This is a genomic window from Microbacterium suwonense, from assembly GCF_030296555.1.
GTDB classification, from domain to species: domain Bacteria; phylum Actinomycetota; class Actinomycetes; order Actinomycetales; family Microbacteriaceae; genus Microbacterium; species Microbacterium suwonense.
Genome location: NZ_AP027728.1, coordinates 2,588,480 through 2,613,210, shown reverse-complemented (window position 1 = coordinate 2,613,210; position 24,731 = coordinate 2,588,480). Strand labels below are relative to the sequence as shown.

The following is a 24,731-nucleotide window of genomic DNA, read 5'->3' as shown; positions in this document are numbered from 1 at the left end:
CGAGGGCGGGCAGGTAGAGCGCGTCCAGCCCGCGGCGCGCGAAGCGGGGACGCCCCCGCCGGTCCCCCGCTTCGGCTTGTGCACCGCGTCGCCGACGGTGGTCGTCATCGCAGCGAGTCGTAGCTCGACTTCATCTGCTTCACGGCATCCGCCGGACTCATCTGGCCCGTGATCACGCCATCGGTCGTGGTGACCATGGTGTCCCAGATGCCGTTGGGCAGGTAGACGCGATCGAAGTACGGCTGCAGCGGCACGGTGCCCGGCTCGACGAAGGCGTCATAGCTGGCGGTGAGCACGCCGAGGTCGCTGGTGGCGTTGGTCAGCCCCGGGATGCCGCCGATCGAGCTCGCCAGCTGCGAGAGGTTGTCGGGCTCGGCGAGGTAGGCGAGATAGTCCAGCGCCTGCTCCTTGTCGGGCGAGGTCTTGGAGACGCCGTAGGCACGTCCCTCACCGCCGACCAGGAACGGCTTGCCGTTCTCGGACGGGATCGGCATGTAGCCGAGGTCGGCGTCGGGATTGAAGCCGAGCGCCGTGGCGACCAGATAGTTCTGCACGAACACGAACGCGGTGTTCCCCTCGGCGAGCGCCCGGCCCAGGTCGTCGGTGGTGGCGGAGGAGTAGTCCGGATTGAACCAGCCGGCCTTCTGCCATGCGGAGATGTGGTCCAGGATACGGGTGTAGCCCTTCTCATCGAAGGTGCCGTCCTTGAAGCCGTTCAGCTCGGATTCGCTGAAGTCGCCCGAGCCGATGAAGTCGGTGATGTTCCCGGCGAACCAGCTGTCCTTGCCCGAGGCGGAGACGGGGGTGATGCCGTCGTCCTTCAATGTCTTCAGCGCCGCCTCGAACGAATCCCAGTCCACCAGTGTGGTCGGGTCGATACCGGCATCCTTCAGCACGGTGCGGTTGTAGACGATACCCGCGACGTCGGTGTCGATGGGCAGTGCGAAGAACTGCCCATCGGCGTTCTGCATCGCGGGCGCGAGCGCCTCATTGAAGTTCTTCGCCCACGGCTGATCGTTCAGCGGCTCCAGGAACTGGCTGTATCGCAGCAGTGACCACCCGTGGGTGGCCCAGATGTCGGGGATGTCGTTCGAGGAGAGGCGCACCTTGATGTCGGCCTCGTAGGTGTCGGTCGACGGCACCAGCTCGATCGTGACCCCCGGGTTGTCCTTCTCATAGGCGTCGGTGATCTTCTGCAGCACCTTCAGCGAGGGATCGGTCGCGCCGAAGTTCGTCTGCATCTCGATGTCGACCTCTCCTCCGCCCTCACCGCCCTGGTCGGAGCTGCACCCGGTGAGCGCGATGGCGGTCGTCGCGACGACCGCCATCCCGATCAATGAGCGCTTGAAATCCATGGATGTCGTCATCGCCGATCCTCACAGTCCTCGGGTGTCTTCGTCGATACGGAGAAAAACTCGTGCGCTGTCGCTCCGTTCGTGATATGTTACCCGCGTAGATCGCTGGGGTACAGGGGGTCTCGGAATCGTACGGAGGGGCATGATTCCGGGGCCCCTCCGTCGTGTTGACACCCGTAGACCCACACTGAAAGACTCAACTCATGCCGTTCACCTTGGGGATCGTTGGCGCTGGTCAGTTCGCCGGCCAGTTCGCGACTCTGTTCCACCATCACCCCGGTGTCTCGGCTGTCCACGTGACCGATCTGATCGGCTCGAGGGCAGACGAACTCGTGCGCTCCGCAGGGCTGGCGGGCACGTTCGGCTCCTTCGACGAGATGATCGCCTCGCCGCTCGTCGACGCCGTCGCGATCTTCACCCAGCGCTGGACTCACGGTCCGCTGGTCGTCAAGGCGCTGCGCGCCGGCAAGCATGTCTACTGCGCCGTCCCGATGGCGATCACCGTGGACGAGATCGCAGCCATCGTCGACACCGTCCGCGAGACGGGCCTGACCTACATGATGGGCGAGACGAGCTACTACAACCCGGCGACGGTGTTCGCCAGGCAGAAGCTCGCCGAGGGCTCGTTCGGCCGGCTCTTCTACGGCGAGGGCGACTACGTGCACGACATGGAACTGGGCTTCTACGAGGCGTACCAGTACTCCGGCGGAGAGGGCTGGAAGGCGACGGCCAGCTATCCTCCGCTGCTGTATCCGACCCACTCGATCGGCGGCGTCCTGGGAGCCTGGCCGACCCACGCCGTCGCCGTCTCGGCGATCGGAGTCGTCGATCAGCGCGGCGACGGGGTCTTCGACCGCTCGGTGAGCCAGTTCGACAACGACATCTCCAACGCGACGGCGCTTTTCGAGCTCGCCGCAGGCGGGTCCATGCGCATCAACGAGTTCCGCCGTGTGGGCTACCCCTCGCACCTGCGCGAGTCGCGTTTCCGCTGGTTCGGCACCGAGGGGTCCTTCGAACAGCTCGCGTCGACGACGGTGTGGCAGAACCGTCAGGGCGTCGAGGACATCTCCCACCTGATCGATACGCACGCCTCGCTTTCGCCCGACGATCCTTCCCTGGCGCATGTGGCGCCCGCTCTGCGGGATGCGTTCATCTCGGGCTATGCGGCGATCCACGAGGCGGATCGTGCGCGGATTCCCGCAGAGCTGCTGCCCCTGCCGAACGGACACGAGGGAAGCCACCATTTCCTGGTGGACGATTTCGTGCGCGCCGTGAACGGGGGCGGGATGCCTGCGGTGAACGCCTGGCAGGCAGCACGCTTCACCCTCCCCGGCGTGATCGCCCACGAGTCGGCACGGCGGGGCGGTGAACGTCTCAGGGTGCCCGACCTGGGAATGCCGGATGCCGGCTGAGAGTCGGCCCCGCTCGGTGACGCGGGCCGACGTCGCCCGGTACGCCGGTGTCAGCACTGCCGTCGTCAGCTATGTGCTCAACGACGGGCCGAAGGCCGTCGCACCGCTCACCAGGGAACGCGTGCTGGATGCCGTGCGGGTGCTCGGATACCGCCCGAACGCCGCCGCGCGAGCGCTGTCGAAGGGCACCGCCGACATGTTCGGTCTTGTCGTGCACGACAATCGCAACCCCTTCTTCGCCGAGCTGTGCCACGCCCTCGATCAGGCCACGGCGGATGTCGGACGCTCCCTGCTGATCGTGAACTCGGATCGCTCGCAGGTGTCGACCGCCGAGCAGATCCGCGATCTGGCGTCACGGCAGATCGGCGGCCTGATCATCGCCGACGTGCTCACGGCGAGTGAGCAGTCCGTGGTCGAGTCGCTGGGCATCCCCGCGGTCGTGATCGGCCAGTTCGGCGAGACGGATGGACTGTACAGCGTGGGCGTCGACTTCGCACGAGGTGCATACGAGGTGTGCGCGCACCTGATCGAGCACGGCTACCGCGACATCGCCTTCGCCGGAAGCGCGGCGCGGTACGACGAACGCGAACGCGGTTGGCGCGAGGCGCTCACCGCCGCACGGCTTCCGTTGGGCACGCTCGTGCACACGCCGTTCGGCTATCAGGGCGGATACGACACGGCGATGAAGCTGATGCGTCAGGGCGCTCTGCCGCGCGCAGTGCTGGCGGCGTCCGATCAGATCGGGATCGGCCTGCTGGCCGCGTTCCACGAGCACCGCATCCGCGTTCCGCAGGATGTCGCGCTGGCCTCCTTCGACGGCACCATGATCGCCGACTTCGTCTCACCGCGCCTGACCACCGCCGCGCAGCCCATGGAGCGGATGGCGCGAGCGGCAGTGGAGCTGCTGCTGAACCCCGATACCCCACGGCAGCATCGTGCCTACTCGACCCAGCTGCGCATCCGCGAGTCGTGCGGGTGCGACTCGGAGGGCTCCGGTTCAGAGGGCTCCGGCTCGGAGGGCTCCGGTTCGGAGGGCTGAACCGCTCAGTCGGTGGAGCCGGCCCGGTCGGGATCGCGCAGCACCTCGGCCTCTGCCGCCCCGCGCCCCCACCGGAACGGCGACACGGTCGGATCGCCGGTGATCCAGAAGCGCCAGGGGAAGGCCATCGTGCCAGCTTCGCCTGCGACGCCGACCCTGGGCCCGGCCGAGACCTCCGCGAGCGGCTCGTCGAGCAGCTCCAGCCGCGCGACGGCCCCGTTCAGCTCGACACCGGCGACGACGTCGATGCCGTCGTGCAGTGCGTGCCGCAGACCGAGTGCCTGACCGAGTCTGCCCGGCCCGCGAGCCAGATCCCGCAGCGCGATGCGCCCGAGCGGCGTCGCGACACCGCGGCGCCGGGCGGCGGCATCCGTTCCCCCAATCACCTCGCCGGCCCGCAGCAGCACACCGCCGGCCTCGCCCTCGGGCCCGCACACCACGTTGACGCAGGAATGGATGCCGTGGCTGAGGTACACGTACAGATGGCCCGGCTCACCCCACATGGTGGCGTTGCGGGCGGTCGGGCCCATTCGTGCATGCGAACCGGGATCCGGGACGGGCCCGGTGCCCTTGCCGTGATACGCCTCGACCTCGGTGATGCGCAGGCGGGTCTCGACGCCGTCGACGAACGTCGTCAGCTGCGCACCCAGCAGGCGGGGGCAACGTCCACAGGAAGCCCCATCAGATCGGTGCGACGTACACGGTGGGCCATCCGGCCCCCGCGTGGCATCTCCGTCGTCTCGCTCATGGCTGCGGCGCCTGTTCGCACCAGGAGATGTCGAAGCCGTTCAGGTTCGGCAGCGCGCGCTTTCCGGAAAGATCGATCAGCTGGGTGTGCAGCGTGCTCGGCAGCGGCAGCAGCAGGTCGTCGTAGGCGTTGGTGGGCAGATCCGGCGCGACCACGACGGCTGCGTACTGTCCGCTCGGCGACACGCAGGTCTGCAGGATCGCATCCGCTCCGCTCACCTCGCGGATCACGTCGGCGGCGCCGTCGTCGTTCACGCGCACGACCGCCTGTCCGGTGGGCATGCCGGACTCGTCGCGCTGAACGACGTGCCGCAGGGTGCCGCCCGGGTACGGCACGATCGTGTCGGCGTCGCCGTAGTCGGGGTCGGATGCCGGCAGCGGCGTCTCGGTGCCGTCGGTGAGATCGAGCTGCACGGTGCTGCCGTCGGTGCGTTCCACGATCGCCGTGTAGGTGCCGCGGCTGATGCCGAGGATGCCGGCGGCGACGCCCATCGACTTCACCTCGGCGTTCGTACTGGGGTCCTCCACGCCGAGCGCGCCGTCGAAGTCGATGAACAGCAGCGAGGAGGAGCCGGGCACGAACTGCCATTCGGCGATGCTGGCGTCCTCGCCCGCCACCTGAACGACGCGCGGTTCGCCCTCGCCGCTCAGCGACTGGGTGACCAGCACGCTGGCGCGACCGGTGGTCTCGGTGAGCTCGCGGTCGGAGTAGCTGTAGCCGACGAAGCCGCCACGATCGGAGACCTGCACCGACGAGACGTAGCCGTCACCCGGCAGCGGCAGCTCGCGCTGATTCGTGCCGTCGCGGTCCATCACGATCAGCCGCGAGCCGTCGTCGTCCTCCACGGCGACCACGATCCGGTTCGAGGTGGCGCGATAGTCGTCGATGCGCGGATGCGCGAACACCGGCGTGGCCCGCTCGCCACTCAGGTCGGTGCGGAAGATCTTGTCGTCGCCGTCGGCTGAGCGCTGCAGCAGCAGGATGCGCGAGGCCGGGGTGGTGAAGCTGGTCGTCAGGTCCGATGCGGGCCCGCCTGAAGCGCCACGAACCCCGGTGACCGAGATCGAGTAGGTCGTCTCGTCGTCCAGTGCGGTGGTGAAGCGGATGCCGATGCTGCGCCCGGCCGCATCGATCGTGAACGGCACAGCGGGCTGGACGGAGACCTGTGCCGGATCGATCGCGGCGACGGGTTGGTTGAGCGTGAGGGTCAGCCGGCTGCCCGAAGTCGCGATGGTCTGCGCGGCATCGACGTTCACGGCTGAGACGCGCGGGCCCTGCGTCAAGCTGACCGCGCCGAGCACTCCGACCACGAGCACGAGCACGCCGAGCACCGACAGCAGCGTGGCCGTGAAGCGTCGGCTGCCGGGCGAGCGGGGTCTGCGGGGCGGATGCGAATCGGGGGCCGACACGCCAGACGCAGGTCGTTTCCCGCGAATCGGTCCGACATCTGGCGTGTCGGCCCCCGGAACGTCACCGGGATCGGCGGGTGCGGAGGCGTCCAGGTCGGGCACCGTGATGCCGACCGCGACGGGCGTCGCGGGGACGGGAACCGGGGGAACCGGATGCTGTGCCTCAGCCTCATCGACTGCCGACTCGACCCCCTGCTCGGCCGGCGCGGCCGCCTGCTCCCCCTCGCGGGCGGCTTCCTCGGCGGCGCGGAGGGCGCGCAGCTGGGCCCTGGTCAGCGGTTCTCCGGAGCCGTCAGTACTCATACGGGTCCTTGGGCTCTGCGACCTTCTTCACCGCGGTCGGCTCGATGCGCAGGGTGCCGTCGGCATCGGCGCGCACGGTGCCGGTGACCTCGACCCACTGGCCGGTGGCGTACTCGTCGGCGACGCCGCCCACGGGAACGGTGGCCGGCTGCGCGTCGATGACGCAGTGCGTGATGATCATGCGGGTGAGCCCGGTGGTGTCGCCCTCGCCCGGGGTGACGAAGCCGGTCAGCGTCACCGATGCGCCGTCATAGCTCTCCGGTCGCGTCGCCGTGGCGAATGCACTCGCCCAGTCCCCGACGCCGAACGTCGTGGTGTCAGCCACCCCGAGGGTCACATCGTCCGCGCCGGCGAACAGCACCGGGCTCTCCCCTGCCCGCGACATCGCCAGCTGGGTCGACAGCGAGGCGGGCGGCAGCACGAGCGCGGCCAGCACCACGGCGGATGCGAGAACCCCTCCGGTCACGACGCCGGCGGTCTGCAGCATCCGGCGGCGAAGGGACCCGGCATCCGCCCCCACCGCGCCGTGGTCGTGATCGTGATCGCCCTCCGCGCCGAGCGGGAGCGTGCACGACCAGACGGCGACGACGAGCATGACGACGGCCGCCGCGCACGCGAACCACACCGTGTCGGGGCTGATGTACAGCGTGAGCCGACCCGTGACACCGAGCACGAACGTGACGACGGCGACCACCGTCGCCAGTCCCAGGCCCAGCCAGCGCGCGGCGAGCGCATGCAGACGCGGGTTCCGCATAGCATCCGTGTCAGCCAAAGACGTTCACCCCGATCCCGATGGCGCAGGCGCTGAGCACCACCACGCCGACCAGGCCCGCGAGCACGCGCGCGGTGAAGGTGGTGCGCAGCAGGGCGAGCATCTTCACGTCGACCAGCGGACCGACCAGCAGGAAGGCGATGATCGCCCCCGATGAGAACGTCGACGCGAACGAGAGCGCGAAGAAGGCGTCGACGTTCGAGCAGATCGCCACCGTCATGGCCAGCGCCACCATCGCCAGGATCGACAGCACCGGGTTGGAGCCGATCGCCAGCAGCACGTCTCTCGGCACCAGCACCTGCACCGCTCCGGCGAGCGCGGAGCCGATCACGAGCGCCGGCATCACGGCGCGCAGCTCGACGAGGAACTGGATCAGACTGCGGCGCACCGGCGACCCGGGCTCGTGCACGACTTGCTCGCAGGTCTCGACGAAGCGCTCGGTGAGCAGCGCCTGCGGATCGGGATGACGACTGTAGATCCAACCGATCAGGTTCGCGATCAGGTAGCCGCCGACCAGGCGCGCGACGAGGATGCCACCGTCCCAGCCAAATGCGGCGTGCGTGGTGAGGATGACGATCGGGTTCACGATCGGGGCCGCGACGAGGAACGTCATCGCCTCGGCGGGTGCGAGCCCACGCATCATCAGCCCGCGCGCGAAGGGCACGTTGCCGCACTCGCACACCGGGATGAACATGCCCAGCAGCGACAGCACCGCCCGGCGCACCCAGGCGCTGCGGGGCAGCCAGCGCTGCACGGCGTCGGCGGGCAGCCACACCTGCACGACGATCGACAGCACCACGCCGAGCAGCACCCAGGGCAGAGCCTCGATGAGCACGCTCAGCGTGAGGGTCAGGCCATCCTGCGCACGGTCGGGCAGCGCTTGCGAGAAGAGCGTCGGCGCGAGCACGTCGATGAGCACGAGGACGGCGACGATCCCGACGCCGATCACGAGCGCTCGTCCGAGCGGGATGCTGCGCGCCGGATGCCGATGGCCGTGCTCCGCGCGCGCGGATGCTTTCTGCGGCGGGGCTGACGTCACTCCGCCGCTCCGGCGCCTGCCTCGCGATCGCGGCGGTCGGCGCACTCGGTGCACAGTCCGAAGATGTCGACGACGTGCTCGGCGTCGCGGAAGCCGTAGGCGGATGCGGTGCGCTGAGCCCACTGCTCGACGTCCCTGGCCTCGATCTCCACCGCCCTGCCGCAGGCGCGGCAGATCAGGTGGTGGTGGTGCCCCTGCGTGGAGCAGGCCCGGTAGAGGGCCTCGCCCTCCGGGCTCTGCAGCGAGTCGGCGTCGCCGGATGCCGCGAGCCCTGCCAGCGCACGATACACGGTGGCCAGGCCGATTCCGGTATTCGCCTGACGCAGGTCGGCGTGCAGCGTCTGCGCGCTCACGAAGCCGCGCGCGTCGGCGAGTGCGTCGCGCACGCGCTCCCGCTGCCAGGTATTCCGCTGAGCCATGCTCCGAGTCTAGGCCGGGCGGCTGAGAGCCGCGCGGGTGAGGTCGGTCGATCGTGACGGGAACAGTCTCAGCCGTCCCCCCGCGCAGCGCCACCTCGACGGCCGCGAGCGTCGCCTCGTCGCAGAACACCAGCGCATCCCTGATCGACAGGGTCTCCCGGTACTGCGCGTTCGAGCGCACGGCCCTCGCCACGAAGGTGTTCGGCGAGGTCGCCAGAGCGCGGTAGAACCCCCGGTACGCGTCCGGATCGTCGGCGAGCTCGGCCATCGACGAGTCGAGGGTGAGCGGCGGATGCGTCGCGCGCGGGCTGTCGGCGAAGGACCACTCGTGCTCGCCGGAGAGCACATCGAAGGTCCTGCCGTCCGGCAGGAGAACCTCGGCGGTCGTGTTCGGAGGCACCTCGACGGTCAGAGTCACCTCATCCTGCTGCCGTTCCCAGCGCGCCCGGAGCCGCCCGTACGGGGTCAGGTGCGCGGCCTCGGCATGGTCCAGGCCGTCGAGTATCAGCGGCTCGATCCGCGAGCGCCGATACCCCGGCTCCGCGGCCCTGAGGCCGACGACGTCCTCGTGGAGCCAGGCGGCCACCGAGCCGAGCGCGACGTGGTTGAACGACACCATCGCGCCGGGGTTCAGCGTGCCGTCGGGACGGAGTCCGTCCCAGCGCTCCCAGACCGTGGTCGCCCCCACTGTGACGGGGAACAGCCACGAGGGGGCCTCCGTCTGGAACAGCAGCCGGGATGCGGCATCCGCGTGGCCCGTCGAACTGAGCGCACGCGCGATCATCGACGTTCCCACGAGCCCGGTCGCGATGTGGTATCCGTCACGACGGACCACGGATGCCAGGCGGCGTCCGAGCCGCTCGCGAAGCGCCTCGTCGTCGACGAGGTCGAAGGCGAGGGTGATGGCGTACGCGCTCTGCGTGTCGCACATCATCCGGCCGCCGGGTGAGACGTAGCTGTCGACATACGACCGCCGCGAGCGCTCCGACGCCGCCGCGAGCCGTTCCGCGAGCGCGTCATCGCCGAGTTCGGCGGCGATGCCCGCCACGAGCCGTGAGGTGTGCACGAAGTACGCGGTGGCCACGATCTCGGAATCCGTGCGTCCGCGGGCCGGTGCGTTCGGCGGTGCGTTCGGGTCGAGCCAGTCGCCCAGCTGACGCCCGGCCGTCCACAGGCCGTCCTCGTCGAGCGCGTCCTGCACCCGGTCGAGCCACGAGGTCATCGCGGGGAGGAACTCCGCCAGCAGCGAGGAATCGCCGGTGCGCTCCGCGAGGAGCTCCGGGATGATCGCGATGGCGTCGCCCCACGCCGCGATCGGCCCGCGTGAGGCGAATCCGGGCACTACGTTCGGTGCGAACAGCGGGACGATGCCGTCGTTCTCGCGCTGCTCGAGCGCGAGATCCCGCAGCCAGGACAGGAAGAAGGCCTCGGTGTCGAACAAGAATGCCGCCGTGGGCGCGAAGAGCTGCGTATCTCCCGTCCATCCGAGCCGCTCGTCGCGCTGGGGGCAGTCCATCGGCACGGCGAGGTAGTTGCCGCGCATGGTCCACACGACGTTCTCGTGGAAGCGGTTGAGCAGCGTGTTCGAGGAGTCGAACCACCCCGTGCGCGGCATGTCGGTGTGCAGGATCACAGCCTCGACGTCGGCCGGATCGAAGTCACCCGGCCAGCCCTCGATGCGGGCGTAACGGAATCCGTGGAACGTGAACCGAGGTTCCCAGGTCTCCTCGCTGTCGCCGGAGAGCACGTACTCGTCTGCGGCCGCGGCCCTGCGCAGCGGCCGCAGCGCCAGGTCGCCCTCGTCGAGCACCTCGGCATGCCGGATCGACAGCACGGTGCCGCGCTCGCCCCGCACTCGGATCCGCAGGCGGCCGACGAGATTCTGGCCGAAGTCGAGGAGCACTCCCCGGACGGGGCCTGTGCGACCGATTCGACGGCTCGGGTCTCGATGCGCCGCACCGGCGGCGACATGCGGGGCGTCGGAACGGGGAGGTCCTCGGCGGCCTCGGAGGCCGCCGGCCACGCCGAGGCGTCGAAGCCCGGCTGTGTCCACGCATCGTCGAACATGCGCGCATCGAACCGCTCGCCGGCGTAGATCCCACTCGCCGTCAGAGCCGGATCCGGCGTCGCCGCCCATCCGGCATCCGTCGCGACGATGTCGCGCCCGCCGTCCTGATAGACGATCTCGAGCTGCGCCATCAGGCGCGGCTGAGCGCCGTAATGCCGCTTCGGAACCGTGAGCACGTGATACTCCTCGGTCCACCAGCCCCCGCCGAGTCGCGCGGAGATGAGGTTCTCGCCGGTGGACAGCAGTGCGGTGACGTCGGCCGTCTCGAAGGTGAGCCGCTGCCGGTAGCTCGTCCACCCCGGTGCGAGCACGGTGTCATCGACAGCGCTGCCGTTCACCGCCATCTCGACCACGCCGAGGGCGGTGTAGTGCAGCAGGGCACGACGCACGGGCCGGTCCACATCGAACGCCCGGCGGAACCTGCCGGGTCGGGCGACGGCATCCGGCTCCGGAAGCGCGATCGGGCGCGCGACCCACTCCACACCCGCGACCGCCGTGAGCTCCAGCGGCTCGCTCCACGGCGTCATCGCACCCTCGGTGGAGCAGACGCGGACAGACACCGTCGTCTGCTCACCGGGAGAGAGCGGGGACAGCGGCCAGGGCACCAGCACGCTGTCCGCACCGTCGATCCGCACCACCTCGCCGGCGGACCTCACCTCGGCCCACGCCTGGATCCACCCCGGCGTGCCCGAAGCGACGCTCCAGGTCAGGCGCGGAGTGACCGTGGCCACCCAGGGCGCATCGTCTCGCAGCTCGGCGCGGAACGCCTCCACTCGTGCGGTGCTGGCCTCTTCGTCGACCGTCACGGCAGCGGCACCTGCCCGTCGATGTGCGCCTGGTTGAACGCCTTCCGCACGCGCCGCCGCTCCTCGCGTCCGACGGGCGAGTCGGCAGGCGTCGCGCCCAGCAGGCGCTTGGTGTACGGATGCTGTGGATCGTGGAACAGCCGCTCGCTCTCGGCGAGCTCGACGATCCGCCCGGAACGCATCACGGCGATGCGGTCGCAGACATTGCGGACGAGCCCGAGGTCGTGCGCGATGAACAGGTAGCTCATCCCGGTCTCCTCCTGGAGCTGGATCAGCAGTTCCATGATCTGCTGCTGCGTGAGCAGATCGAGCGCGCTGACAGCCTCGTCGCAGACGACGAGCTTCGGCTTGAGCACCAGAGCCCGAGCGATCGCGACGCGCTGCTGCTGACCGCCGGAGAGCTCCTTCGGGCTGCGGCGCAGGTGATCCGGGCTGAGCCCGACCTGACCGAACGCCGTCTCGGCGAGGTGCTCCCGCTCCGCGCGATCGCCGATGCCGTGGCGTGTCATCGCCGCCGTGAGGGCTCGCATCACCGGCTGGGCGGGATTCAACGACATGGACGGATCCTGGAACACCGCCTGCACCTGACGGCGGTACCCGAGCGGAGTGTGCCGGCCGAAGCTCGTGATGTCGGTGCCCTCGAACTCCACGACACCGTCGGCGATGGGCAGCAGGCGCAGGATGGCCCGTCCCGTCGTCGACTTGCCCGAGCCCGACTCCCCGACGAGGCCGAAGGTCTCGCCGGCGGCGATGTTGAAGCTCACATCCTCGACGACTCGTGTGGGCTTCGCCCCGAGGCCGGTGGCGCCGTACTCGAGTGCGAGCTCGCGCACGCTGAGCAGCGGGGTTCCGGCTGGCTCGTATGCGGGCAGCGTCGATGAACCGCCCTCGTACGACAGCCCGCCGTCGCCGGTCACGTGCGCCAGCGGCTCGGGTTCGTGCAGCGCCGGATTCGCGGCGAGCAGCCGTTCGGTGTAGGGGTGCTGCGGCGCGTCGAAGAGCTCGCGGACATCGCTGTCCTCGACGATCTCGCCCTGGTACATGACGACGACACGGTCGCACGCTTCGGCGGCGACGCCCAGCCCGTGGGTGATGAACAGGATGCTCAGACCGAATTCGTCGCGCAGATCGAGCAGCAGGTCGAGCACCTGCGCCTGGGTGGTGACGTCGAGAGCGCTGGTGGCCTCATCGGCGATGATGATCTCCGGCTTCGACGCGATGGCGAGGGCGATCGCCACGCGCTGCGCCATGCCGCCGGAGAACTGGTGCGGGTAGTCGCCGAGGCGCGACTCGGCGTTGCTGACGCCCACCCGGGTCAGCAGGCGCGCCGCCTCAGCGCGGGCTTCGCGCTTCGTCATGCTCGTGTGGGTGCGCAGCGGCTCCATGATCTGCTTGCCGACCGTGTGCACGGGCGAGAGCGACGCCATCGGGTCCTGGAAGACGGCCGCCATGCGCACACCGCGGATGTCGCGCAGGTCCTTCTCTCCGAGCCCGGCGATGTCGATGCCGTCCAGCAGGATCTGACCGGAGCCGATGCTGATCCCGGGCTGCATGAGACCCAGGACGGCCCTCGCCAGGGTCGACTTCCCCGACCCGGATTCTCCGAGCAGTCCGACGATCTCGCCCCTGCCGATGGTGAGGTTCACGCCCTTGACGAGCGTGACCCTGTCCTTCGCGCCGCCCAGCACGATGTCGAGGTCGCGGATGTCCAGCGCCGGTGCCGCCGGCGAGACCTCGGCATCCGCGTCGGCAGGAGCGGTCGCTGCCGGTGCGAGCCGCTTGACCGGCTTGACGAACTTGTGCTTCTCGCCGGAGAGGGCATCGTTGACGCCGTCGCCGATCGTGTTGAACGAGAGCACGGTCAGCATGATCGCGATGCCGGGGGAATCGCGAGGAAGGGCTGGATCGCGAGTTTCGAGGCGGCAAGACCCAGCAGACCGCCCCAGGACGGCACCGCCGACTGCAGGCCGATGCCGAGGAAGCTGAGCCCCGACTCGATGATGATCGCCGAACCGGTGAGCACGGCGCCCTGGATCACCAGCGGGCCGAGCAGATTGGGCAGGATCTGCCGGAACAGGATCGCGAACTCACCGATGCCGGACACCTTCGCCGCGTCGATATAGAGCCTGCTGCGCTCCGCCAACGTGATCGCACGGGACATGCGTGCGAAGTTCATGCAGAAGATCAAGCCGATCGCGAGCATCAGCGACGACAGCCCACGGCCGAGGATGGCGATGATCGCGAATGCCACCAGCATCCCGGGCAGGGAGTCGAGGATGTCGATGAAGCGCGAGCCGATGCGATCCCACCAGCCGCCTCGGTACCCGATCAGCAGACCGATCGGCACGCCGATGAGCATGGCGATGAGCACGGAGCCGATGCCGACCGAGAGCATGATCCTCGTGCCGAAGATCATGCGGCTGAGCACATCGCGGCCGTTGTCGTCGGTTCCGAGCAGATGCTCGGCGCTGGGCCCCTGCAGCACGCCGTCGAGGACGAAGTTGTTCTGGAGCGGGTCGAAGGGGGCGAGCATCTCGGCGAAGACCGCGCAGAGGATGACCACCGCGATCCAGGCGAGTGCGAGCAGGGTCGACGGCTGCCTCAGCAGGCGACGCCAGAACCGGGATCCCCCTGGCACGCGATTCGAGAGCTGCAAGAGCTGGGTCTTGGGAGGGGCGGGATTCGTCACTGCGGCCTCGCCTTCGGGTTGATCAGGCCGTAACCGATGTCGACCACGAGGTTGACGGCGATGACGATGACGCAGATCACCAGAACGGTGCCCTGCACGAGGGGAAGTCCTTCGAGAGCACTCCGTTGAGCAGCATCGTGCCCAAGCCGGGGAACGAGAACACGCGTTCCATCACGAGGCTCGTGCCGAAGAGGATCGACACGGCGAGAGCGGATGATGCGAGGACGGGCACCATCGCGTTCTTGAGTCCGTACACCCAGATGATGCGGTGGCGGGGTACTCCCGCGGCGGTCAGCGTGTCGGCGTATCGCGATTCGAGAGCGGATGCCACGGCTGCCCGCGTCTGTCTGATGATCAGCGCGGACGCGCCGGCTCCCAGCGCGAGGGCGGGCAGCACCAGGCCCCGCAGCCAGGCACCGAGATCCTGCTGCGGGGGCACCCAGGCGACGATCGGCGCGATGCCGAGGTGGATCACGAACACGAGGATCATCAGCAGCCCGAGCCAGAACTCCGGCACCGACTGCAGCAGGGAGCTGAAGCCGGTCACGCCGCGGTCGATCGGGCGACGCGGGTGCGTGCCGGCGAGCACGCCGAGGCTGAGACCGAGCACGATGGCGACCAGCAGGCCGCCGCCCACCAGCGACAGCGTCGCCGGGATGCGCTCGGCGACCAGATCGGCCACCGGGCGACCGCTCTGCAGGGACGTGCCGAGGTCTCCGTGCAGAGCGGCCGCCACCCACTCGAACAGGCGCACGAAGAACGGACGATCCAGGCCCAGCTGCGCTTCGACCCTCGCGATGGCCTCGGGGTTCGCGCCCGCATCGCCGAGGATCATCGCGGCGGCGCTGCCGGGGATGAGATACACCAGCAGGAACACCAGCGTCGAGACGATCAGCAGCTGGGGCACCACGAGCAGCAGCCGCGTACCGATGAGTTTCAGCATCGTGCGCTCCTTGCTGCCGCTGCTCGTGGTGCCATCGACTCGTCTCCTTTGATGCTCGGTGTCGTGCGATCTAGTTGGCGGGCTTGATCGCCTTCAGGTCGACGAGCTTCTGCTCCCAGACCTGGATCGCCGGCTGCACGTCGGTGACGTGATCGCTGTTGTAGGCGATCTGCTCCACGCCGATGGCGTGGCTGCAGGAGAGTGCCTCATCCGAGATCTCCGCCAGCACAGCCTGCCACTTCTGCTCGGCATCCGGCGAACTTCCGGCGCGCTGCGCATCGGTGGCGAGGGCCTTGAGCTCATCGCTGACCGTCTTCGACGGGTTCGAGGGTGCGGTGTCCGAGAACCACGAGCCGTACCAGTCCGCCGGGGTGATCTGCGGGTGGTTCCCGATGCCGAGCGGATACTGGCCGCTGTTCCAGGTCGAGACGAACTGCGGCACGGACAGCTCCTGCACCGTGACGTTCACGTTCGGCAGCTGGTTCGCGTTCTCGGCGCGAACGGTGATCTCCTGCTTGTTGAACGGCGCCGCAGGCCAGTCGACGTTGACGGTCGGGTTGCCCAGCTCCGCCCAGAGCGCCTTGGCCTTGTCGATGTTCGTCTCGTAGCCGGTGATGTCGGGGTTGTACCCGAACTCGCCCTCGATGAAGTGCTGAGTCGCCGTCTGACCGCCGGTGAGGTCGGCCGCGGACTGCGCGTCGAAGGCGTAGCAGAAGGCCTGGCGCGCCTTCACGTCGGCGAACACGCCGCCCTCACCGCGATCGAAGAAGACCACGTTGTTGCGGATCGCCGGGTAATTGAACGTGTCGACGTTCGCGGCCGCATCGAGGGTGGGAAGCACCTCCTCCTCGACATCGCTCACATCGACGTCGCCCGAGATCACAGCCGCTGCCGCTGCCGTCGGGTCTGCGATCGCGTACAGCTCGATGTTCGGGAAGCCGGGCTTGTCGCCCCAGTAGTCGGCGAACGCGGTGAACACCATCTTGGTGCCGGTGATCGAGGCCGAGGCGTCGTACGCCCACGGTCCGGTGCCGACCGGTGCCGACTTGATCGAGCCGTCCGCGATCGCCGCAGGCGAACCCATCGGCAGGTTGCGCTGGCTGAGCAGGTCGAGGAAGGTGCTGAACGGGCGGGAGAAGGTGAAGTTCACGGTGGTGTCGTCGACGACATCGATCGCGGTGATGGCGTGGAGCGGCCCACCGAACTGGCCGCCGACGACATCGCGGACGTACTCGACATTGGCCTTGACTGCCGCTGCGTCGAACGGAGTGCCGTCGTGGAAGGTGACGTCGTCGCGGAGCGTCAGCGTGAGCGACTTGGTCCCCTCGCCGAACTCCCATGCGGTCGCCAGGTTCGGCAGGATGGTGCCGTCCTTCTGGCGCAGCACGAGCGTCTCGTACGGCACGCGCATGTACCCGGGCTCCATGGCCTGCGAGCCCGGTTCCCAGGACGCCGGGAACCCGCCCCAGTTCACGCGCAGCGTGTCGCTGACCGCCGACGGGGTGTCGCCGTCCGGGTTCTGGCTGGTTCCGCTGCAGCCGGTGAGCAGCAGCCCGGCGATGCCGACGGGTGCCAACAACTTCGTGACAGTGTGCTTCTTCATGGGACGCCTCCTTGCGTCATCCGATTCCGGAGATGCCGGTGCCGGAAGGTGATTGTGGATCTCGGGTGGGTGTTCAGGACGTGTCTGCGAACGACCGTAGGATCGTGTGTGAAATCCTACGCGATCTTTCGCCTAAAGGCCAGGTCGATCGTGTGCGATCTTCCATTGATCACGCAGCGCACGCCCATAATCGTTGCCGTTGGGCATGCGCAGCGTGGTGTGGACGTGGAATCGGGCCGGCAGCCGGTTGTTCAGCCAGACGCCGGCGTGATGGTCGAGTTCGGCGAGGATCACCGGACTGTGGATGCGGAAGTAGAACGGCTGCGTGCCATCGGTGGCGCCGTACCAGCTGAAGTGGGTCTCCTCGCGGTGCGCATCGAACTCGGCGAGCGCGAGCTCACGCTGACCCTCCTTCAGCAGCAGCAGGAAGTCCTCTGCGATCGCGCGCAGCGCCGCCCACTGCTCGTCCCCGAGCTCCGATGCGGCAATCCCCTCATAGGGGATGATCCGGTTGTCGCGGAACGCGCCGGCGACATGCCGTTCGTCAGCCGGATGCAGCCGCCCCTCGGGCATGGCTGGATCCAGCACGGATCGGTAGACGACCGCATGACGGCGCTGTGCGGCATCCAGGCTCTGTGCCAGACCGATCGCGAGCTGCTCGCGCTCCTCGAACAGCGGCGGCCGCTCACCGTCGGACAGCGCGGGCTCAGCGCCGAGGAACACCGGCGCGATGACGTGCCGCCCGCCGACCGAGACGAAGTGGACGGCGACGTGGTGCCCGAACAGCTGCCAGCCCCACGGCTCGCCGGAGGACGGCGTGCCGTACAACGCGAACCAGTAGCTGCGGTCGTTCATGATCGTCGGCAGGTCGACGAGTTCGCCGAGGTAGCCGTTCAGCGCCATGGCCTCGGTGACGCGCTCGTAGCCCGCAGGACTCAGGGACGCCCGGACGAGGCCGAGCGCGGCGCGCACGACCTCGTCGCTCTGCTCCTCGAGACGGAGCCCGATCCGGAAGAAGACGAACTCCGGGTTGCTCCAGCCACGCCACTCCGCGGCGTCGACCGGGTAGCAGAGCTTCGCCCGCTGTCCCGGCGTGAGCAGATCCAGCAGTGCGGATGCCGCGTCCGCGGGCGCCGTGTCGGAGTCGGCGCTCGCCGGAAGCGCGTACAGACCCTCCCGGCGCTCGCCGTCGGTCGTGATGCCCACGAACGGCTCGTCGTACAGACCCTTCCAGTACTCCAGCAGCTCGCGCAGGAACGGCGCCCGGTAACGGTCGGAGGTGAACTGCTCGTAGTCCATGCCGCGCACGTCTGCGAGCATCGGGTCGTCGAGACCGATGAGGTGCTCCCGGTAGCTCTTCGCACTGAGCTCGACGGCGCCCTCACGACCGGCGACGCGGTCGGTCGAGAAGAAGTCGTCGATGTCGTTCTGCGCGGAGTGGTCGCTCATGGCATGCTCCTGGCGGGATCTTCGGATCGTGTCAGGCGGTCAGATCGGCAGGTTGAACATCCGCTTGGCATTGCCGTAGAGCACTGCTTCGCGATCTGCTTCGCTGATCTCGAGCTCGTTCTTGACGAACTCGACGCCCTGACTCATCCAGCTGTAGAAGACCGGGAAGGACGAGCCGAACATGTAGTGGTCGGCACCGTTGACCTGCAGCGCCGCCTCGACCTGGGTCTTGCCCCAGGAGTGCGGGTGAGTCATGTCGAAGAAGATGTTCTGATCGAGGTATCGCTTGATCTTGTCGCCCTCGGAGGCGTCGAGGCGCTGCATGGCCTCCTTCTTCACCGGCGCGTGCGGAGTGAGCAGCTCGGTGTTCGCGAACCAGTTGCCGCCCATCATCGTGTGGATGAAGCGCAGACCGGGCATCTCATCGAACATGTGGCTGAACAGCTCACGCCCGACCGCGACCCCCTGGTCGATGATGCGGCCGAACTCACGGCGCAGGTTCGTGTAGTCGAGCACGGACTTGTACTCCACCGGCAGCGGTGTGTGGTGAGCGATGACGGGGATGCCGAGCTTCTCGATGACCTTGAGATAGGGGCGGAACACCTCGTCGTCGAGATAGAGCTGACCGTAATGGCACGCCAACTGCACGCCCACCGCGCCGAGCTCGCCGACGTTGCGCTCCAGCTCGTAGATGTTCTCCTTGCCACCCCACGGCGGAACGCAGGCGGTCGAGAACAGCCGGCCGTTCGAGCGCTTGACGATTTCGGCGGCGTTGTCGTTGACGGCCTTGCAGGTCTCCAGATCCAGCCACTCCTGCCAGACCGGCACGCGCATGATGCCGTAGTCGACCCCGGCCTCGTCCATGGCTGCGAGCTTCGCCTCGGCGGAGTAGTCGCCCTCGACGTAGTTGAGGTTCGGGTAGCCCTTCGGCTTCTCCAGGACGAGCTGCTTCTTGCCGCTGTCCATCTCGATGACGGTGGCGATCTCGCCGAATCCGCGTGGGGCGCTGTTCAGGAAGCCGTTCAGGATCTTCTCGTTCGAGAAGAGATCTTCGGGCAGGTGGTGGATGTTGATGTCGACGACCTTGGTCATGAGGCTCTCCTTTGCGCTCTCCGGCAACTCCGTGTCACCACCATAACGCATCGCGCTTGAAATCGTGTGCGATTCTGCGTACGATCAGTTTCACATTCGAGGAGGAGTGCGGAATATGCCCGGAATCACGCGCCGCGATGTCGCTTACCGGCACGGTGACACCACCATGCTCGGCCTGCTCGCGTCCCCCACGGATGCCGTGGAATCGGCCGCAGTGCTCCTCATCCACGACGCCTTCGGGCTCAGCGAGGACATGATCGCCATCGCCGACGAGCTCGCAGGCGGCGGCCTGGTCGTCTTCGCCGCCGACGTGTGGGGAGACCGGACGACACCGACCGCACAGGCCGAGATCGGGCCGCTGATCGGCGCGATGGCCGGCGATCGCCCGGAATGGCAGTCCCGCATCTCGGCGGCCGTGGCCGCAGCCGCCGAGCAGCCCGAGATCGACCCCGAGCGCATCGCGCTGCTCGGCTACTGCTTCGGCGGATCGTCCGCCCTGGAGTTCCTGCGCACCGGCGGTCGCGCGCGCGGCGTGATCGCCATCCACCCCGGTCTGGACCTGCTCGGGCACGACTGGTCCGCCGCGGCGGCATCCGGCATCCAGGTGCACGTCGCCGTCGGTTCGATCGATCCGATGGCCACGCAGGAGCAGCGCCGGCAGCTCGAGGACGACCTCACCACAGCCGACGCAGACTGGCAGATCGACGTCTACAGCCACACCACCCACGCCTTCACGAGCCTGCGTTCCCAGGACTCACCGAGACCCGACCTCTTCGACTACCACCCGCGCAATGCGGCGCGGGCCTGGCAGTCGACGGTCCGGGCTCTCGACGAGATGTTCCCCGATACCGCCGGCGCCTAGCCGACAAGAAAGAGAAGACATGCACGACATCGCGATCATCGGCGCCGGCCCCGGCGGACTCGTCACGGCCCTGCGCCTGCATCAGCAGGGCTTCCGCCCCACGATCTATGAGGCCGTCGCCGAGCTGAAGCCCCTCGGCGTCGGCGTCGACATCAAGACGGTCGGCACTAAGGAGTTCGAGGAGCTCGGGCTGCTCGAACAGTTCCGTGCGATGTCCGTCGAGGCCGTCGACTCCATCTTCTACAACCACTTCGGGCAAGAGATCTATGCCGAGAAGTGCGGTGTGCACATGGGCTATCTGCATGAGCAGCGATTCGTGCATCGCGGACTGCTGCAGATGATGCTCTACCGCACGGTGCTCGAGCGCCTCGGCGATGACGCCGTCGTGCTCGGCGCCCGGGTCGTGCGCTATGCGCAGGATGCCGAGGGTGTGACCCTCGACATCGAGAACCGCGACGGCGGCGCCCAGCAGGTGCGTCACGAAGCCGTGATCGCTGCGGACGGCATCAAGTCGGCGGTGCGCCGTCAGATGCATCCGAACCAGGCCGAACCCGAGTTCTCGGGCATCACGATGTGGCGGGGCACCACCCTGCGCGAGCCCATCCGCGGCGGCCACACGATCCTGCACCTGGGCGACCCCGGATCTCGACGATGATCATCTACCCGATCGCGCAGAACTTCGAGGACAGCGGGCTCGACCTGATCAACTGGGTCGTCGAGACCAACGGCGAGGAGACCGTCGAGGACTGGAACGCGGTCGCCGACCCCGAGGAGATCATCCCGGCGTTCGACACCCTGAAGCTGCCCTTCCTCGACGTGCAGCAGCTGATCCAGGACGCCCGCGAGGTGTACCTGTTCCCGCTCACCCGGCACTTCCCGCTGGACACCTGGGTCGACGGCCGCGTCGTGCTGCTGGGCGACGCCGCCCACGCCATGTACCCCCGCGGCGGCAACGGGATCACCCAGGCCATGCTCGATGCACGCGTGCTCACCGAGAAGCTCATCGAACACGGCGATCCGGCCACGGCATTCGTAGAGTTCGATGCAGCACGCCGCGAGATCGTCAACCGCATTACCGACAACATGCGCGGCGAGGGCTACGAGGTCATCCGGCGCATGGTCGCCGAGCGCACCGACGGCAAGCCGTTCGACGATATCGAGACGGTGCTGCCGCTGGCCGAGGCCGACGAGATCTTCAGCAGGTACCACGCACTGGTCGGTGCACCCCGCCCGGGCCACGACGCCGGCGAGGCGACCGGGTTCCGCACCTGGCTCGAGAACTCGGAGGAGGTCACGGCATGAGCACCCCGTCCGCACAGCTCGAGGCGGAGATCCTCGCGGTGGAGACGCGCCGGCAGGAGGCGCTCATCACCGGCGACCTCGACGCGCTGAGCGAGCTCTTCGACGACTCGCTCGTCCACATCCACGCCCCCGGACTGGTGCACACCAAGCAGCTGCTGCTGGAACATGTCGCGGTGCGCCGCGCGTACATCGAGATCACCCGGCAGGATCTGCACGTGCGCGTGTTCGGCGACACGGCCGTGATCACCGGCGGCATCGTGAACCGCATGCACGCCCCCGGAGGGGCGAGCGCACGGTCGACGGTGTGGTCACGCAGGTGCTGCATCGTGGCGAGGACGGCCGTTGGCGCTTCGTGAGCTTCCAGATGACCCCCTACGGCGAACAGGCGTGGGGAAAACTGCCCAGCGAGGCCGCACAGGAGGAGAAGGCATGAAGCTCGCACGATTCCGCACCGGTGACGGCGCGGTGCGCATCGGCCGCGTGGACGGCGACGAGATCGTCGACCTCTCCGGCATCCCCGGAGTCGGCACGTCGATGCGGACGCTGATCGGCGAGCTGACCACGCTGGGCGACAGCATCCGCTCCGCCGACGGCGACCGCCACGCGCTCGCCGAGGTCACCCTGCTCGCACCCATCGACGACCCGCAGAAGTTCCTCGGCATCGGCATGAACTACGCTGCGCACGCCGAGGAGGCGCGACAGGCCAGCATCCCGATCCCGACCAGCCAGATGTGGTTCAACAAGCAGGTCTCGTGCATCAACGACCCCTTCGGCGACGTCGAGCGCCCCGTCGTCTCGGAGCAGCTCGACTATGAGATCGAGCTGGGCGTCGTGATCGGCAGGCCGGCGCGGAACGTGTCGGCGGAGCAGGCCCGCGACCACATCGCCGGCTATCTCGTCGTCAACGACGTGTCGATCCGCGACTGGCTGGCAAAGCTCTCACCGACGTTCACGCTCGGCAAGTCCTTCGACACGCACGGGCCGATCGGCCCGTGGCTGACCACCGATGACGAGATCGATGACCCGCTGAAGCTGCAGCTCACCCTGACGGTGAACGGCGAGGTGCGCCAGAGCGCCGACACCAGCGACATGATCTACGACATCTACGAGCAGATCGCTTACCTCAGCCAGGTGATGACCCTGCAGCCGGGCGACATCCTCGCCACCGGCACACCCTCGGGCATCGGCGCGCCGACGCAGAACTGGCTCGTGCCGGGCGACGTCGTCCGGGCCGAGATCGAGGGTCTGGGCGCCATCGAGAACCGCGTCGTCGACGCGCGATGACCATCGAGCAGCGGATGCCGCGTCGCAGGAGCATCGTCATCGCCGGGTTCGGGCATGAGAACCCGGTTCCCGCGGCGAGCCTGATCGGTCAGCACCTCGTCTCCGGGGTGCTGACCGGGCGGGATCCGGCAAGCAGGGAGATGCCCGCAGATCTCGACACGCAGGTCGCCAACATCTTCGCGCACGTGCGCGAGCTGCTGGACGCAGCAGGCGGGACGACAGATGACATCGTCAAAGTGACGGTGTGGCTGGAGGAGGGCCGCTACCGCGACCGTGCGGCGCTCAACCGGGAGTGGATCGCGATGTTCCCGGATGCCGAGAGCCGTCCCGCTCGGCAGGTGATGGCGGCCCGCTTCGACGGCGCGACCCTCGTGCAGTGCGATCTGCAGGCGATCCTCGCCGAGCCGGCGGACTGAGCGCGTCCGCCTCGGCTCAGCGGTGCGTGCGGGCGGCCTCCTCGGCCTCGCGTTCCTCTTCGTGCTTGGCGACGGCCTTCAGGGTGCTGATCTCGTGCTCGCGCACAGAGGTCTCGATGAGGTCGGCGTCCGCACCGCTTTCGATGAGGTTGAGGATCTCATCGTGCTCGGCCAGTGACGCCAGCGCCCGTCCCGGGGCGTACCAGAAGGCGGTGCGGCGGATCAGATCCAGACGCGTCCACTCGGCGTGCACGAGATCGTTCAGGCGGGGATCCTCGGACTGCGAGCAGAGCAGCTCGTGGAAGGTTCGGTTGAGCTTGCCGAACTGCTGCGGGTCGAAGTCGGCCAGCGCCTCTCCCATCCGCTTGTTGAGGTCGCGCGCCTCGGCGATCAGCTCCGCGCTCATCTGCGGCGCCGAGAGCGCCGTCGCGTAGCCTTCGAGCCGGGCCAGGAGGCCCATGGTGCGCTGCCAGGAGTCCAGCTCGACGGTCTTGACCACGGCGCCCGCGTTCGGGACGATGTCGACCCAGCCCTCGGCCTCGAGCCGACGCAGCGACTCCCGCCACGGTACCGAGCTGATGCCGTGCTCACGGCCGAGCTGGTCGATCACGAGCCGCTGGCCCGGCCCATAGGTACCGTCCATGATCCCGCGTCGCAGAATCGCGTACGCCTGTTCCGCCTTGCTGATCTTCGCTTCGGCCACGATGCCTCCTTATGCTCAATAATCCTACATGCGATCGCACGCGATTTAGGGATAGGACGCGTCGATGCGTGCGAGGAGTCTCGCGAGAACTCCGCTTCGCCCCGATCCCGCCCGAGTCAGGACGAGCGCCCGCAGTGGCGAAGGCGGCCGGTCCAGCGCGCGCACCGTGAGATCGAAGCGGCGCAGGCTCCGCCCGTCCGGGTCGGGAAGGATCGCTGCGGCCATCCCCGCTTCGACGAGCGGGATGCTGGTCTGAATCGTATCGACGGTGCGCACGGCGCCCGGTGAGATGTGATGCTGCCGGAAGGCGGCATCCACCGCCTCGGGCAGGCTGGGAACGGCCGCCGTCCGCTGCGGCAGCACCAGGGTGCGATCGCCGAACCACCCCAGCGGCAGTGGATCCGGAGCTTCCCGCTCATCCGGTGGGAGGGCGGCGACCAGCGGAACGGGGCCCCAGTCCACGATGTCCATCGTGTCGCCGTGCCGCTGCGCGAAGCGCTCGGCGTCGGCCACCATGATCGCCGCCACATCGACGCTGCGATCGTGCAGCATGTCGATCGCCGTCCACGGCGGCGGGTCGATCAGGCTGACCTCGACATCCGGCGCATCCGCGGCGAACTGCCGGAGCATCGTCGGAACGCGATGCCACATGAGCACGGGGACGGCGGCGACACGCAGGGATCCCGCGAGCCCGGCGCCGAATCGCCGGAGCGCCGTGGTGATGTCATCGACCTCGCCCAGCACGCGGGTCGATGCATCGAGCAGATAGCGCCCCGCGCTGGTCGGCTCTACTCCGCGAGAGGTACGCACCAGCAGGCCGACGCCGAGTTCCGCCTCGAGTTTGCCGATCGCGACGCTCAGCGGTGGTTGCGACATGTGCAGCCGCTCGGCCGCGGCGGTGAGCGAGCCCGCCTCGACGACGGCCGCGAAGTACCGCAGATGCCGCAGCTCCATATACACACAATAGCCTGCGACACGCGTGCCCATACACGTCCTGTATGGGAGCGAGAGCGAACCG

The 24,731-nt window shown here is 68.4% G+C and carries 21 protein-coding genes and 3 pseudogenes; 8 read left to right on the top strand and 16 right to left on the bottom strand.

The features are described 5' to 3' along the window. Positions 1-104: 104 nt before the first annotated feature. Complete coding sequence (locus QUE33_RS13080; protein ID WP_286300596.1) at positions 105-1,367, bottom strand: ABC transporter substrate-binding protein; 1,263 nt, start codon at positions 1,365-1,367, stop codon at positions 105-107. 191 nt (positions 1,368-1,558) lie between these two features. Between QUE33_RS13080 and QUE33_RS13075 the strand changes: the two genes are divergently transcribed. Both QUE33_RS13075 and QUE33_RS13070 read left to right on the top strand, forming a co-directional pair. After that, positions 1,559-2,767 carry a Gfo/Idh/MocA family protein gene (locus tag QUE33_RS13075; RefSeq protein ID WP_286300595.1) on the top strand — a complete coding sequence of 403 codons (1,209 nt, stop codon included), beginning with the start codon at positions 1,559-1,561 and terminating at the stop codon, positions 2,765-2,767. Further along, entirely contained in the window at positions 2,757-3,806 is a 1,050-nt protein-coding gene (locus tag QUE33_RS13070; protein WP_286300594.1) for a LacI family DNA-binding transcriptional regulator, read from the top strand. Before QUE33_RS13075 ends, QUE33_RS13070 begins: the two co-directional genes overlap by 11 nt. 5 nt (positions 3,807-3,811) lie before the next feature. Here the strand turns inward: QUE33_RS13070 and QUE33_RS13065 are convergent. The 13 genes and pseudogenes from QUE33_RS13065 to QUE33_RS13005 form a co-directional block, all read right to left on the bottom strand. After that, positions 3,812-4,518: pseudogene (locus QUE33_RS13065) on the bottom strand (DNA-3-methyladenine glycosylase). A gap of 32 nt (positions 4,519-4,550) precedes the next feature. Continuing rightward, positions 4,551-6,266, bottom strand: coding sequence for an Ig-like domain-containing domain (locus QUE33_RS13060; RefSeq protein ID WP_286300593.1), 1,716 nt, complete (start codon positions 6,264-6,266; stop codon positions 4,551-4,553). Further along, complete coding sequence (locus QUE33_RS13055) at positions 6,256-7,020, bottom strand: TIGR03943 family putative permease subunit (RefSeq protein ID WP_286300592.1); 765 nt, start codon at positions 7,018-7,020, stop codon at positions 6,256-6,258. The genes QUE33_RS13060 and QUE33_RS13055 overlap by 11 nt, the downstream gene beginning before the upstream one ends. A 10-nt stretch (positions 7,021-7,030) precedes the next feature. Next, positions 7,031-8,008, bottom strand: coding sequence for a permease (locus tag QUE33_RS13050; protein WP_286303161.1), 978 nt, complete (start codon positions 8,006-8,008; stop codon positions 7,031-7,033). 65 nt (positions 8,009-8,073) lie between these two features. Next, positions 8,074-8,496 carry a Fur family transcriptional regulator gene (locus QUE33_RS13045; RefSeq protein ID WP_286303160.1) on the bottom strand — a complete coding sequence of 141 codons (423 nt, stop codon included), beginning with the start codon at positions 8,494-8,496 and terminating at the stop codon, positions 8,074-8,076. 412 nt (positions 8,497-8,908) lie between these two features. After that, positions 8,909-10,351, bottom strand: a pseudogene (locus QUE33_RS13040) (family 78 glycoside hydrolase catalytic domain); the annotation flags it as partial. Between the two features lie 152 nt (positions 10,352-10,503). Then, positions 10,504-11,295 (bottom strand): annotated as a pseudogene (locus QUE33_RS16470) (alpha-L-rhamnosidase N-terminal domain-containing protein); the annotation flags it as partial. A 71-nt stretch (positions 11,296-11,366) separates the two neighbouring features. Continuing rightward, positions 11,367-13,238: a dipeptide ABC transporter ATP-binding protein gene (locus QUE33_RS13030; protein WP_286300591.1), complete on the bottom strand. Its 1,872-nt coding sequence runs from the start codon at positions 13,236-13,238 to the stop codon at positions 11,367-11,369. Next, positions 13,232-14,059, bottom strand: coding sequence for an ABC transporter permease (locus QUE33_RS13025; protein ID WP_286300590.1), 828 nt, complete (start codon positions 14,057-14,059; stop codon positions 13,232-13,234). The genes QUE33_RS13030 and QUE33_RS13025 overlap by 7 nt, the downstream gene beginning before the upstream one ends. A 76-nt stretch (positions 14,060-14,135) precedes the next feature. Continuing rightward, the gene (locus QUE33_RS13020; RefSeq protein WP_286300589.1) at positions 14,136-15,002 is read right to left on the bottom strand and encodes an ABC transporter permease; all 867 of its coding nucleotides are present in this window, start codon (positions 15,000-15,002) and stop codon (positions 14,136-14,138) included. A 70-nt stretch (positions 15,003-15,072) separates the two neighbouring features. After that, entirely contained in the window at positions 15,073-16,605 is a 1,533-nt protein-coding gene (locus tag QUE33_RS13015) for an ABC transporter substrate-binding protein (protein ID WP_286300588.1), read from the bottom strand. Positions 16,606-16,737: 132 nt separating this feature from the next. After that, positions 16,738-18,054: a DUF3500 domain-containing protein gene (locus QUE33_RS13010; RefSeq protein ID WP_286300587.1), complete on the bottom strand. Its 1,317-nt coding sequence runs from the start codon at positions 18,052-18,054 to the stop codon at positions 16,738-16,740. Positions 18,055-18,093: 39 nt separating this feature from the next. After that, a complete protein-coding gene (locus tag QUE33_RS13005; protein WP_286300585.1) occupies positions 18,094-19,146 on the bottom strand; it encodes an amidohydrolase family protein in 1,053 nt (350 codons plus the stop codon). 115 nt (positions 19,147-19,261) lie between these two features. On the opposite strand from QUE33_RS13005, the gene QUE33_RS13000 reads away from it, so the two are divergent. The 6 genes from QUE33_RS13000 (at position 19,262) to QUE33_RS12975 (ending at position 23,010) form a co-directional block, all read left to right on the top strand. Then, on the top strand, positions 19,262-20,008 hold the full coding sequence (locus QUE33_RS13000; protein ID WP_286300584.1) for a dienelactone hydrolase family protein: 747 nt from the start codon (positions 19,262-19,264) through the stop codon (positions 20,006-20,008). A 19-nt stretch (positions 20,009-20,027) separates the two neighbouring features. Further along, positions 20,028-20,663, top strand: a complete 636-nt coding sequence (locus QUE33_RS12995) for an FAD-dependent monooxygenase (RefSeq protein ID WP_286300583.1) — start codon at positions 20,028-20,030, stop codon at positions 20,661-20,663. Next, complete coding sequence (locus QUE33_RS12990; protein ID WP_286300581.1) at positions 20,660-21,310, top strand: FAD-dependent monooxygenase; 651 nt, start codon at positions 20,660-20,662, stop codon at positions 21,308-21,310. The genes QUE33_RS12995 and QUE33_RS12990 overlap by 4 nt, the downstream gene beginning before the upstream one ends. Next, entirely contained in the window at positions 21,307-21,666 is a 360-nt protein-coding gene (locus tag QUE33_RS12985) for a nuclear transport factor 2 family protein (RefSeq protein WP_286300580.1), read from the top strand. Before QUE33_RS12990 ends, QUE33_RS12985 begins: the two co-directional genes overlap by 4 nt. A gap of 73 nt (positions 21,667-21,739) precedes the next feature. Then, a complete protein-coding gene (locus tag QUE33_RS12980) occupies positions 21,740-22,594 on the top strand; it encodes a fumarylacetoacetate hydrolase family protein (protein ID WP_286300579.1) in 855 nt (284 codons plus the stop codon). Further along, positions 22,591-23,010: a RidA family protein gene (locus tag QUE33_RS12975; protein WP_286300577.1), complete on the top strand. Its 420-nt coding sequence runs from the start codon at positions 22,591-22,593 to the stop codon at positions 23,008-23,010. The genes QUE33_RS12980 and QUE33_RS12975 overlap by 4 nt, the downstream gene beginning before the upstream one ends. Before the next feature lie 16 nt (positions 23,011-23,026). Here the strand turns inward: QUE33_RS12975 and QUE33_RS12970 are convergent, their stop codons facing one another. After that, the gene (locus tag QUE33_RS12970; RefSeq protein WP_286300575.1) at positions 23,027-23,713 is read right to left on the bottom strand and encodes a GntR family transcriptional regulator; all 687 of its coding nucleotides are present in this window, start codon (positions 23,711-23,713) and stop codon (positions 23,027-23,029) included. Between the two features lie 45 nt (positions 23,714-23,758). Next, positions 23,759-24,667 carry a LysR family transcriptional regulator gene (locus QUE33_RS12965; protein ID WP_286300573.1) on the bottom strand — a complete coding sequence of 303 codons (909 nt, stop codon included), beginning with the start codon at positions 24,665-24,667 and terminating at the stop codon, positions 23,759-23,761. Between the last annotated feature and the right edge of the window lie 64 nt (positions 24,668-24,731).